The 12,201-nt window shown below is 62.2% G+C and carries 12 protein-coding genes; 5 read left to right on the plus strand and 7 right to left on the minus strand.

Annotated features, from left to right (window positions below; translation table 11 throughout):
- Positions 1–4 precede the first annotated feature (4 nt).
- Complete coding sequence (locus tag ACX3OW_RS07745; protein WP_459095181.1) at positions 5–889, minus strand: aldo/keto reductase; 885 nt, start codon at positions 887–889, stop codon at positions 5–7.
- 40 nt (positions 890–929) lie between these two features.
- Positions 930–1,325, minus strand: a complete 396-nt coding sequence (locus ACX3OW_RS07750) for a (R)-mandelonitrile lyase (RefSeq protein WP_459095182.1) — start codon at positions 1,323–1,325, stop codon at positions 930–932.
- 232 nt (positions 1,326–1,557) lie between these two features.
- Here ACX3OW_RS07750 and ACX3OW_RS07755 point away from each other — a divergent pair, with 232 nt between their 5' ends.
- The 3 genes from ACX3OW_RS07755 to ACX3OW_RS07765 all read left to right on the plus strand — a co-directional run bounded on the left by ACX3OW_RS07755 (position 1,558) and on the right by ACX3OW_RS07765 (position 5,016).
- Positions 1,558–2,451, plus strand: coding sequence for a LysR family transcriptional regulator (locus tag ACX3OW_RS07755; protein WP_459095183.1), 894 nt, complete (start codon positions 1,558–1,560; stop codon positions 2,449–2,451).
- Positions 2,452–2,700: 249 nt separating this feature from the next.
- The gene (locus tag ACX3OW_RS07760) at positions 2,701–4,005 is read left to right on the plus strand and encodes a replication-associated recombination protein A (protein WP_459095184.1); all 1,305 of its coding nucleotides are present in this window, start codon (positions 2,701–2,703) and stop codon (positions 4,003–4,005) included.
- 144 nt (positions 4,006–4,149) lie between these two features.
- Positions 4,150–5,016, plus strand: coding sequence for a DMT family transporter (locus ACX3OW_RS07765; RefSeq protein WP_459095185.1), 867 nt, complete (start codon positions 4,150–4,152; stop codon positions 5,014–5,016).
- A gap of 20 nt (positions 5,017–5,036) precedes the next feature.
- On the opposite strand, the gene ACX3OW_RS07770 is transcribed toward ACX3OW_RS07765, so the two are convergent.
- Complete coding sequence (locus tag ACX3OW_RS07770) at positions 5,037–6,023, minus strand: AraC family transcriptional regulator (RefSeq protein WP_459095186.1); 987 nt, start codon at positions 6,021–6,023, stop codon at positions 5,037–5,039.
- A 216-nt stretch (positions 6,024–6,239) separates the two neighbouring features.
- On the opposite strand from ACX3OW_RS07770, the gene ACX3OW_RS07775 reads away from it, so the two are divergent.
- Positions 6,240–7,616 (plus strand): FAD-binding oxidoreductase, encoded by a 1,377-nt coding sequence (locus ACX3OW_RS07775; protein ID WP_459095187.1) that lies wholly within the window; start codon positions 6,240–6,242, stop codon positions 7,614–7,616.
- Between the two features lie 55 nt (positions 7,617–7,671).
- Here ACX3OW_RS07775 and ACX3OW_RS07780 read toward each other — a convergent pair whose 3' ends face one another.
- From ACX3OW_RS07780 to ACX3OW_RS07795, 4 genes are read right to left on the minus strand one after another with little or no spacing between them, the layout of a single operon-like run.
- Positions 7,672–8,406, minus strand: coding sequence for a GntR family transcriptional regulator (locus ACX3OW_RS07780; RefSeq protein WP_459095188.1), 735 nt, complete (start codon positions 8,404–8,406; stop codon positions 7,672–7,674).
- A 10-nt stretch (positions 8,407–8,416) separates the two neighbouring features.
- Positions 8,417–9,280: an ABC transporter permease gene (locus ACX3OW_RS07785; protein ID WP_459095189.1), complete on the minus strand. Its 864-nt coding sequence runs from the start codon at positions 9,278–9,280 to the stop codon at positions 8,417–8,419.
- Positions 9,277–10,086: an ABC transporter ATP-binding protein gene (locus ACX3OW_RS07790; RefSeq protein ID WP_459095190.1), complete on the minus strand. Its 810-nt coding sequence runs from the start codon at positions 10,084–10,086 to the stop codon at positions 9,277–9,279. Before ACX3OW_RS07790 ends, ACX3OW_RS07785 begins: the two co-directional genes overlap by 4 nt.
- Positions 10,083–11,117, minus strand: a complete 1,035-nt coding sequence (locus ACX3OW_RS07795; RefSeq protein WP_459095191.1) for an ABC transporter substrate-binding protein — start codon at positions 11,115–11,117, stop codon at positions 10,083–10,085. Before ACX3OW_RS07795 ends, ACX3OW_RS07790 begins: the two co-directional genes overlap by 4 nt.
- A 360-nt stretch (positions 11,118–11,477) precedes the next feature.
- Between ACX3OW_RS07795 and ACX3OW_RS07800 the strand changes: the two genes are divergently transcribed.
- On the plus strand, positions 11,478–12,173 hold the full coding sequence (locus tag ACX3OW_RS07800; protein WP_459095192.1) for a fumarylacetoacetate hydrolase family protein: 696 nt from the start codon (positions 11,478–11,480) through the stop codon (positions 12,171–12,173).
- Positions 12,174–12,201 lie beyond the last annotated feature (28 nt).

Below are 12,201 nucleotides of genomic sequence, written 5' to 3' on the forward strand. Positions count from 1 at the left end.
CTCCTCATGCTTCCGGGATCGGTCGGCTGAAATTGTCGAGCGTGATGAAGTCGGGTTCCGGCCCGCCCCGCGCGCCAGTTTCCAAATTGTCGATGGCTGCCAGCTGATCCAGAGTCAGTTCGAAGTCGAAAACATCGAAATTCTCGGCAATGCGAGCGGGCTTGACCGATTTTGGGATCACCGAGCGGCCCTGCTGCAAGCCCCAGCGTAGCATGACCTGCGCGGCCGACTTGTCATGCGCCTCTGCGATGGCGACGATCGTGGGATCTTCCAGCGAGCTCTTGCCGTTGCCGCGATAGAAGGTAATGCCGCCAATGGGCGACCAGGCCTGAGTCAGGATGCCATGTCGCCGGTGCAGGCGTTGCAGTTCGGCTTGCTGGAAGTAAGGGTGCACTTCGATCTGGTTGACCGCCGGCACGATTTCAGTTTCGGCCAGCAAGCGCTCGATGTGCTCGGGCATGAAATTGCTGACGCCAATGGCGCGGACTTTGCCATCGGTCAGGAGCTTTTCGAGGGCGCGGTACGCCTCCAGGGTCTTGTCAAAAGCCGAAGGTAGCGCCTGGTGCAGGATCAGCAGATCGAGCTGCTCGATGCCCAGTTTCTTGCTGCTCTTTTCGAACCCGTGCAGCGTTTCGTCAAAACCATAATCATTGATCCAGATCTTGGTCTCGATGAAAATCTGGTCGCGCGGGATGCCCGAGCGACGAATGCCTTCGCCCACTTCACGCTCATTGCCATAGGCGGCCGCCGTGTCGATATGGCGATAGCCGACGCGCAGGGCCTCTTCGACCGCTGCTGTCGTCTCGTCTGGCGGCGTCTGGAACACGCCCAGACCAAGCGCGGGTATCTGAACGCCATTGTTGAGTTGCAAGTTCGGTACGCTTGTCATTAGGGAAACCGTCTGTTTGTGGTCAAAGCCTGGGGCCGGCTCAGCGGCCGTACTGTTGGTCGCTCACGTGCTCCATCCACTCGACGGCCCTGCCGTTCAGTTCTTCCTGGATGGCAATATGGGTCATCGCTGTTTCGGCACTGGCGCCGTGCCAGTGCTTTTCATTGGGCGCAAAACGCACCACGTCGCCGGGCAACACGGTTTCAATCGGGCCATCGGCTTTTTGAACAAGGCCGCGACCGGCGGTGATGATGAGAGTCTGCCCGAGCGGATGGGTGTGCCAAGCGGTGCGGGCACCGGGCTCGAAGGTGACGGTGTTGCCAGCCATGACGCTCGGCGCGTCGACCGCATAAAGTGGATCGATCCGAACTGCACCGGTAAACCAGTCGGCTGGCCCCTTGGCTGAGGGCTGGGAACCTGCGCGCTGAATTTTCATGACGGCTCTCCTTGTTGCGAAGCGTAGATAGGCCTGTTTCAATCATCTGATTAGTGGGGCCATCCTGCTTGAGCCTATGAATGAAATTCATGAGCGGTGATGGCGAAGATACGTGCGGAGCTTGGGAATGCGGCTGGGATCATCCTGCATTTGCTGCGGACATCAATTTCGCGCCCGGTGATCGCGCGCAGTGTTGATGACGAAATCAGCGCTTCATGGTAGCCGTTTATGAATGAACCGCGACAATGTAGCCGATCTTATAGTGTTTATTGCCGTCGCCCAGGACCGTAGCTTCACCCGCGCCGCGGCGCGCCTTGGCGTGTCTCAATCGGCGCTGAGTCACGCCCTGAGCCGGCTGGAGAAGCGTCTTGGTGTCCGGCTCCTGACGCGCACCACCCGCAGCGTGTCGCCGACCGACGCTGGCGAGCGGTTACTCGCAACGGTCGAGCCACGCTTTCGAGAGGTCGATGCGGCGCTCGCGATGGTCAGCGAATTCCGTGACAAACCGGCTGGCACGATCCGGCTGAGTGCTGGCGAACATGCCATCAATGCTGTGCTCTGGCCGAGGTTGCAGGGCTTCACGCAAGCCTATCCCGATATCCAGCTGGAGATCATCGCGGAGAACGGTTTTGTCGATATTGTAGCCCAGCGCTATGACGCCGGCGTGCGCCTGGGCGAACAGCTGGCTAAGGATATGGTGGCGGTGCGCATCGGGCCCGACTGGCGTATGGCCGTGGTCGCTTCACCGGTATATTTTGACGGCCGGCAGCGGCCGGAAACGCCGGATGATCTGACCGAGCAGGTTTGCATCAACCTTCGCCTGCCAACACACGGCGGCCATTACGCCTGGGAGTTTGAACAAGCGGGGCGGCGCATCAATGCCAGGGTGGAGGGTCAGCTGACGTTCAGCAGCAGTAGCCATATCCTGTCGGCAGCCCTCGCCGGAGCGGGCCTGGGGTGTGTTCCCGAGAACATTGCGGCGCCTTATCTCAAAACCGGCCAACTGGTTCAGGTGCTTGAGAACTGGATGCCGACATTTGACGGCTACCACCTCTATTATCCAAGCCGGCGCCAGACCTCGCCTGCCTTTGCCAGGCTAGTTGAAGCGCTGCGCTATCGCCCATAGAGGCCGCGGAGACACGCGTAGGCCACCTCGCAACGCTGCGCAATTGACCTTGATTGATGGTTTTTGCTCGTAGCGACATACGGTCGGAGGCGCAGCAGCAGGTGCGCGCCCGATCTGGCGGCCATCAGGGAAGCCGGGTATGAGCCGTAGCGGCACGGCCTAGATTGCCCCATCGACATGCGCGCTCAGTGGCCGGAACTGATCCATCAGGGTATCATCTCTAAGCAAAATTATGGTTCGAGGCACTGAATGAACGACCTCTTCGATAGCGGGGCGCGTCCCGGGCGGGCGCCACTTGCGGCGGCCTTGCGGCCTGCAACGCTGGATGATGTTGTTGGGCAGCCGGGAGTGGTGGCGCCGGGCTCGATCCTGCGCCGCCGGATCGTGGCGGGGGCGTTGGGCAGTGTCATCCTTTATGGCCCCCCGGGCATTGGGAAGACTTCCATTGCGCGCGCGGTGGGCAACATGCTGGGCAAGAGCTTTCGGCCGCTCAACGCCACGCGGGCGGGGGTGTCCGATATTCGGCGGCTGGCCGATGAAGCGCGGATGACCCCGCTGCTGATTTTCGTTGACGAGGTGCAGCGGTTTTCGGCGACGCAGACCGATGACCTGCTGGCGCTGTGCGAGGACGGCACCGCCGATTTCATCGGCGCGACCACCGGCAATCCCTATCACGTGCTGACGCCGGCGCTGGTTTCGCGCTCGACCATTCTCAAACTTGAGCCGCTCAGCATTGAGGACATGGAGCAGGTCGTTCGGCGCGGCATCGATTATTTGCGGGCCGAGGCCATGGCGATCGAGCTGACGCCGGCGCAGGTCCGTCTGATTGCCGGCCGCTCGGGCGGCGATGCCAGACGCGCCTTGACCGCGCTCGAAAGCTTGGCGGTTGGACATGATGCTGGGGCCGTTACGGTCACCGACGCCATGCTCGATGAGGTCTACGCGGCGGCGCCGATCAATCACGACCGGTCGGGCGATGCGCATTACGATGTGGTTTCGGCCTTCGTCAAATCCATGCGTGGGTCCGACCCGGACGCGACGCTGTACTGGCTGGCGCGGTTGATCCATGGCGGCGAGGATCCGCGCTATATCGCCCGACGGATCATGATCCACGCCTCCGAGGATGTCGGGCTCGCCGACAATACCGCACTGCAGACGGCCGTGGCGGCGGCGCAGGCGGTGGAGAAAATCGGCTATCCGGAGGCGCAGATCGTGCTGGCCCATGCCGCGCTGCATGTGGCGCGGGCACCCAAGTCGGCGTCGGCCTGCCGGGGCATCATGACCGCCTTGCAATTCGTTGCTGGTCAGCCGCCAGTCGCGGTGCCGATGCATTTGCGCGATACCCATTACAAGGGGGCAGAAGCGCTCGGCCATGTGGGATATCAGCTGCCGCATGATGACCCGCGCGGCTGGGTGGAACAGATCTATTCCCCGCTCCCGCGCGGGGCGCTGTATCAAAGCGACGCGCGCGGGGCCGCCACCTTCGAGAAACGTGCCGATGACTATTGGCAGAGCGTTACCGGCCAGGCGCAGCCCCAACGGGACGGGAAATGACGGCTTGGGGTTGGACCAACAAGCCTCGAGTCTACGATGATGGACACATCCTTGTCCAAACTCTGGAGCGGCTAGTGGTTGTCCTATAACGGGGCTATGCTCGATTTCCGATCCGGGACAAAGGATATTGCGTTGAGAGTCCCTGTGCTCGCGACGGTTGCGCTGCTCGCTTTTTCGGCCAATTCCGTGTTGGCAAGGCTGGCGCTGGGCGCGGGGGACATGAACGCCACCGGCTATACCGGTGTGCGGATCGTGTCGGGAGCCCTGACTTTGATCGCGATCCTCTATTTTCGCAGGCGCGGGAATGGCGGCGCCAGGATCGCAATCAGTGGCAGTTGGCGAGGGGCCGCGGCCTTGTTTGGCTACGCGCTGGCCTTCTCCATCGCTTACCTCATGCTGGGAGCCGGAACCGGTGCCCTCATCCTGTTCGCCAGCGTGCAGATCGGCATGCTGGCATGGGCCATCGTGAAAGGGGACCGGCCAGGGCTATTGGAGTGGCTCGGCTTCGGCGTTGCCTTTGCGGCGCTGGTATTTCTCGTGGCGCCGGGCCTGGTGGCGCCGCCACTGCTCGGCACGGCATTGATGGCCGCCGCAGGATTGTCCTGGGCGGCATATTCCTTGCTAGGGCAGGGATCGCGTGCGCCGCTAGCTGATACCGCCGGAAATTTCATCCGCTGCCTGCCGATTGCTCTGCTGCTGGTGGCAACTGCTGATCTTGCACACACCAGCAGCGCGCCAGGGCTGGCCTATGCGGTCGCTTCTGGGGCGATTGCCTCCGGCTTGGGCTATGCCATTTGGTACAGCGTGCTGCCGAGCATGACCCGCACCAGTGCTGCATTCATTCAGTTGACGGTTCCCGCCATTGCGGCGGCAGGGGGCGTGCTGTTCATCGGGGAACCGCTGACGGGTCGTCTGCTGGTTGCGTCGGCGGGTATTCTCGGCGGTGTCGCGCTGGCCCTGCTCGCTGCGAACTGGCGAAAATCCAAGACACCACAGACCGGCGCAGCATGATGCCGACCTACCGATGGCAGTCACAGCATCTGAATGGTTGCAGACGACGCTAGGCGCCCCTTGCGCCAGGCACCGGGCGGCAAGCCGACGACCTTCTTGAAGGCGCGATTGAAGGCAGCTTCTGACTCGTAGCCGACTTCGGCTCCGGCCTGCGCGATACTGATCCCGGCGCTCTCCAGCCGTCTTGCCGCCAGCTGCATGCGCCAGCGCCCCAGATACTGCATCGGCGAGACGCAGGAATAATGCGTGAAGCGGCTGGCAAAAACGGATCTGGACAGGCCGACGGCCCGCGCCAGACTTTCGAGTGACCAATCGTCAGCGGGCCGACCGTGGATCAGGCGTAAAGCCTGGCCAATTTGCGGGTCCCGTAGGCCCGAAAGCCAGCCCCGCGAGTCCATCGGCAGGGTATCGACATAGTCGCGCAAGACTTCCACGAAGAGCAATTCGGCCAGCTTGGCCAGCACCGTTTCACCACCCGGACGCTCGCTCTGGGTTTCGGAAACGGCATGGTGCACGAGCTGCGCCAGCCAGCCTTGCGCTGCGGTGCCTCGCCCGTGCAGCACGCGCGGCAGTGAGCTGATGAACGGGTTGTACGGATGGATATCGCAACCAAGATAGCCACAGATGAAGCGGCAGGTTCCGGCATTGGAGCCATCGTTGACGATATAGGGCAGCTGCCGGTCGACCGGGTTATGATAAACGGCGAGGTCCGGCTTGGCCCGCATCCCGATCGACGAGCAGAGCGCATGCGCGTCGTCCATGGGAAACGCCACAATATCGCCAGCGTGAAGCCGGATCGGCGCGAGGGAGCTGTCGGTCAGCTCGGCCCAGCACGAGCCTTCGATAAGCGTGTGAAAAAAGAACACATATTGCGAGATCGGCATGACCGCCGCCGCTATCGCCGATGCCTTGGGCGCCTCGGCCACCCAGGGTTCGTGGAACGTGTTGTCGAAAAAGATCGCACCGGTCAATCGAACCGCCGCGAGTACGTCGGAGAGAACATCCATTGGCCTGCACCTCCGGCTGATCCCTTCCTCCTGCAGGGCCCATCCTTTGATCCAGAATATGCCTCAACAGGCCCCGGAACAAGCGGCACACATAAGCGGGGTTGCGTCGCCGGCGGCAAGACGCCTGAGCAACAAAACCGGACGATCGGCCATTTGCCGATGCCTGGACCCGGCTTAGCATCCGCCGCCAAGCGATACGCTTGCGGGAGGACAGCCATGAACACCGAAACCATCAGCAATTTTGCGGCGAGCCAGCGCGGCGCGGTGCTGGACGCCGGACATCCCGATTACGAGCAAACGCGCAAGCTCTACAACGCCATGATCGACAAGCGACCCTTGGTCATTGCCCGCTGCTCCGATGTCGGGGACGTCATATCGGCGGTGAATTTTGGCCGCGAGAACAAGCTCGCCATCGCGATCCGGGGCGGGGGGCACAATGGCCCCGGCTTTGGCAGTGTCGATGAAGGTCTGGTGATCGATATGTCGACGATGAAAGGCGTCCGCGTGGATCCGGCTGGCCACACCGTCAGGGTCGGCCCCGGCTGCACCACCGGCGACGTCGATCATGCCACCCACGCTTTCGGCCAGGCCGTGCCTTTCGGCATCATTTCCACCACCGGCGTTGCCGGGCTGACATTGAATGGCGGGCATGGCTATCTCAGCCGGCAATACGGCCTGACCATCGACAGCCTTCTCGAAGCCGATGTGGTGCTGGCTGATGGCCGCTTTGTCACCGCCAGCGAAAAGGAAAATCCCGATCTTTTATGGGCGCTGCGCGGCGGCGGCGGCAATTTCGGCGTGGTGACCAGTTTTCTGTTCCGCACCCATAAGGCCAAGGATGTCTATGGTGGGCCGATTGTTTTCGATCTCTCCGAAGCGGCCACCGTGATGCGCTGGTATCGCGAGTTCCAGGCCACTGCGCCCAATGATTTCTGCGTCTGGCTGGGCCTGCAAACCATCCCGAGCGGCGAGCCGTTCCCGCAGGAGCATTGGGGCAAGCGGATGTGCATCCTGCTGGTCGCGCATAGTGGCGCGGGCGCCAAGGCGGCGGTTGATGCCATCCGCCAGCAATTGCCGACACCGCTGTTCGACTGGGCCGGCGACATGCCATACCCGGCGCTACAGGCGATGTTCGATGCGCTCTATCCCACGGGGATGCAGTGGTACTGGAAGGGCGACTTCGTCAAATCGCTGCCCGACGCAGCGATCGATGCCCATATCGCGCATGCATCCAAGGCCCCCAGCGACCAGTCGCTGATGCATCTTTACCCGATCGACGGCGCGGTGCATCGGCTCGGCTCGAGCGACGCCGCCTGGAACTGCCGCGACGCTACCTGGTCGATGGTGATCGCCGGGGTCGACCCTGATCCCAAGCAGGCAGGGGCCATCAAAAGCTGGGCCAAGGGCTATTGGGAAGCCGTGCATCCGTACAATCTGGCGGGCGCCTATCCAAATTTCATGATGGATGACGAAGGCGAAGCCCGGCTGCGCGCAACCTATGGCGATAACTATCCCAAGCTCGCTGCGCTGAAGGAAAAGTTCGACCCGACGAACTTGTTCCACGTCAACCAAAACGTCCGGCCCGCCCATTAGCCGCGGTATGAGCCTGCGCCGCCTCGCCGGGGGGGCGGCGCGGGTGATGGTTCGCCTATACCGCCGGCAGGCCCATCAGGGCGGCGCCTTGGCCGTCGGGGCCAGCGATCTGTTCTTCGATAAGGCGGAGCGTCAGTTCGTATTGGGCGATGAGGCGCTGCTTGGCCAGTTCGGCGTCGCCGTCCAGGGCGGCGTCCATCATCAGGCGGTGTTCCTGGTCGGTGTCGCGCCGGGGATAGCTGACCATGACGATGTAGCGGTAGCGCTCGGCGTGATCCATCATGTCGTTGCAGAACCGAATGAGCCAGGACGAGCCGCAGGCAGCAATCAGCGCGTTATGGAAAGCCCGGTGCTTGATTTCCCATTCGGTGTTGTCGCCATCCTCCTCGGGCAGGCGCACGCGCGTGCGGGCGAGGTGGTGGTGGGCCAGGATCAGATTGTCTTCCCAGGCCGGGGTCCGGTTGGCGATTGACTGTTCCAGTGCCATGCCTTCGAGCCAGCAGCGAGTTTTGACCAGCTCGCGCAGGCTGTCGATGGACAGTTGCGGCACGAAGAAGCCGCGCTGGTCGAAGCGGTCCACCAGACGTTCGGAGGACAGCCGGTTCAGCGCTTCGCGCACCGGATTGGCCCCGACGCCATAGCGGGCGCCGACAAATTCGATCTGCAGCTTCTGGCCGGGATTCAGCTCGCCGCGCAGGATATCCTGGCGGAGCTTGCGATAAACGATGGTTGCCGCCGTGGCATTATCCACGACGGCAGTGTGCTCTTTGGCAGTGGATTCAAGGCTCATTGATGCACTTTCATTGGCCGGAAAGGCCTTCGCCAAGGCTGGAGCGACGCCAGAACACAAGTTTGCGTTCGAGCCAGACCACACCCCAGAACAGGGAGAGCCCGAGCAGGCTCAGATAGGTAATCAGCGAGAAGACGCGCGGCGTATTCAACTGGGCGGCGGCGACACGGATAAGTTCGCCAAAGCCCTTGCCGCCACCGATGAATTCACCGGTGATGGCGCCGGCCATGACGCCCACGGCAGCCAGCTTGAGGCCGGTGAAAATCTGCGGCAGGGCCATGGGCAGCTTCATCTTGATCAAGGTCTGTAGGCGGGTAGCGCCCATGGTCTTGAACAGCATGCGGGCATTTTCCTCGGCGGCATGCAGGCCGGCGGCTGTGCCGACAACGATGGAAAAGGTGGCGATGAAGGCGGCCAGGGCGACCTTGGAGGAGATGCCGAAGCCCAGCCAACCCAGGAACAAGGGCGCGAAGGCGATCTTGGGCATGGTGTCGATGGCGACCAGATAGGGCATGACCGCGCGCTCGCCGAACTTGGTCTCACCCACCAGCACGCCGAGCGAAAAGCCGATGGTCAGCGCGATGGCGAAGCCGAGGACGACCTCGGCCGCGGTGATGCCGAGAGCGGGCAGCATATAGCCGCCAGTGATCAGGTTCTGCCCCACGAACAGGATGTCCATGAAGGTGGACCAGGGGGAGGGCAGAATGATGGGGGAAACGATGCTGAACCCGTGCACGGCCTGCCACAGCGCAATGAAGATAATGAAGAGCCCCAGCATTGCGACGGAACGCGGCACGCTGTCAATAAAGGAGACCGGCTCGGTCCATACGGTGTCGGCGACGGGAGGCTGCTGTTCGTGCGCAATGTCGGTCATATGAACGCTCCTTGGTCGAGCCGGGCCCTTATGCGCTGAACATAGGCGCCAAAGCGGGGCTCGCTCATCATATCGAGGGTTCGCGGGCGGGGCAGGTCGATGGTGACCGCTTCGACGAACCGGCCGGGGCGTGGCGACATGACATAGACCACGTCCGACAGGATCACCGCTTCCTGGATGGAATGGGTCACCAGGAAGGCGGTGGCATTGCGGGCCATGCAGATGCGCTGCAATTCCATATTCATGAAGTCGCGCGCCAATTCATCAAGCGCGCTGAAGGGTTCATCGAGCAGCAGAACCGCCGGCTCGGTGACCAGCATCCGGCAGATCGCCGCGCGCTGGGCCATGCCGCCGGAAAGTTCGTTCGGATAGGCATTTTCGAAGCCCTTGAGCCCGACGAGGTCGAGCAAGTCGCTCGCTGCTTCGTGCTTGCGGGCCGCGGCCGCCTTGCCATCGCGAATTTCGATCGGCAGCACGACGTTTTGCAGCGTGGTGCGCCAGGGAAACAACGTGGCCTGCTGGAACATCATGCCGATATCGCTGCGCGGACCGGTCACCGGCGTGCCTTCGAGCACGACGCTGCCCTGCGAAGGAGGCACCAGGCCCGACATGATCTTGAGCAAGGTGGACTTGCCGCAGCCCGAGGGGCCGATGACGGAGGAGAAACTGCCCTCGGTCAGCGTCAGGTCGACCGTGTCAAGCGCGTGCAGCTTGCGGCGGATGTAGCTCTTGGCCACGTTGCGCAACTGGTAGACAGGTCGGCCCAAAGGGCCAACCTGCGCATTATTTGTTGTCGCCGCAATCATTCGGCTGCGTTCCAGACTTCGACGAAGTCGTTGGTATAGACGGCGTTCAGGTCAGGCAGGGGTGCGGTCAGTTCACCGGTATCAAGCAGGCTCTGATGCCACAGTGCCCAATGCTCGGGCGGCTGGTAACCCCACAGCGCTGCCGGATCATCAAGCGTCGTGCGACCCATGATGGCGGTCAGCAGGTTGTCGGCGAAGGCCTTGTCTTCGCCTTCCTGGGGGTTGCCGGCAGCGGCATGGGCCAGGACGGCATCGCGATTGGCGGGATCGAGGGCGAACTTGTTAGCCCGGACATAGGCCTTGCCGAAGCCTTCGATCACGGCGGGGCTCTGCTCGATAAAGGCGTGCGTAGCGGCCCAGCCATTGCCGAAATAGGCGAGGTAGGCTTCGGGGGTGATTTCGCGCAGGTCAATGCCGCGCGACTCGATGATGGCCACGTCGCTGACAGCGGCAGCATAGGCGACCACTTCGTCATTGAGCAGCGCAGCCGCGGCGGTGCCGCCGTCGCCGATGGTGAGGAATTCGTAGTCAGTGCCTTCGGTAAAGCCGGATCCGGCCATGATGGCGCGGGTGAAACCCACTTCGGCGCCATCAGCGGTGCCGACGCCGATGACCGCACCCTTCAGATCGGCGGGGCCGGTGATGGCGGCTTCTTCCTTGACGACGAGGCCGAACACCGACTTGGCGAAGTTGTTGTAGATGAAGACGATGTCCTCACCACGGGCACGGGCATTGAGCACCGGACCAGCGCCGGGATTGCCGATCTGGGCCTGACCGGCCGCCATCATCTGCAGCACCGAGGCGGAGCCGTTCACCGTCTCGACGGTGACGTTGAGGCCTTCATCTTCAAAATAGCCTTCGCCGAGAGCCGTGTAGAGGGCGAAGTTGTTGATGGCCGATGGGTTGGGAATAACGATGGTGACATCGGTCAGGTCCTGCGCCTGGGCGGTGACGCCCGCCCCGGCGAGATGAGGCAAGGTTAGCAGCAGCGCCGCTCCGACTGCTGCCCGAAAATCCGTACGCATCTTCATTGAGTCTTCCTCCCTAATTGGACGGGACGTTGCCCGCCAGCCGTAGCTGAGCAACAATCTACATTATTGGAGGGGTCTGTCAAAAATATATATCATTCTCGCGTGTTTTGTTGGCGCGAAAGATTCACGCCGTATCAAAATGGCTTGAAATTGCGCATAAAATGGCCGGTCTTAGGGAGATTTTGTAGGCGAGTTGCAGCCAGCCCGCGTTTCTTGGCTTGCAATCCGCGCGCAGATCGCATCCATATCTTTTCGAATGAGGCTGGATAATAGATTTTCTGGCTGGTTCATCGCGATGATCTAGCATCGATATCCGAGAAAAGGACTTTCAAAGTCCGAAACCGAGCAGGAGGTTTGCCCATGGCAAAAAATGGATTTGTGATCGACGCTCCCGAACAGGTGAGCATTCCCGTGGCCGGCAGCAGCGACCGGTTTCCGGTGCGCCGCGTCTATTGCGTCGGGCGGAACTACGTGGCCCATGTGCGCGAAATGGGTGGCAGCGAGGACCGCGATCCGCCGATCTTCTTCCAGAAGCCAACTGACTCGGTGGTGCTGGACGGCGCGACCGTCGCCTACCCGACGATGACGGGCGATTATCACCATGAGATGGAGATGGTCGTGGCGCTGAAATCGGGCGGTTACAACATCCCCGCCGCCGAAGCGCTCGACCATATCTACGGCTATGGCGTAGGCCTCGACATGACGCGCCGCGATATCCAGGGCGGCGGCCTCCCCTGGGAAGTGGCCAAATCGTTTGATGAATCCTGCCCGGTGGGCGCGCTCTCGACCGTCGAAAGCGTCGGCCATATCGCCAGCGGCAATATCAAGCTGACGGTCAACGGCAAGGCGACCCAGGATTCGGACCTGAACCTGCTGATCTGGACCGTGCCCGAGATCATCGCCAACCTCTCGAACTATTTTGAGCTGAAGGCCGGCGACATCATCCTGACCGGCACGCCGCACGGCGTCGGCCCGGTCAAGACTGGCGACGTGCTGGTCGGCACCATCGACAAACTGGCGCCGCTGACGATCCATATCGGCGAAAACGCCGCCTAAGCGGGCAGGGCGGGTCGCTGCCCAGCGG

This window comes from Devosia sp. A449, assembly GCF_054489375.1.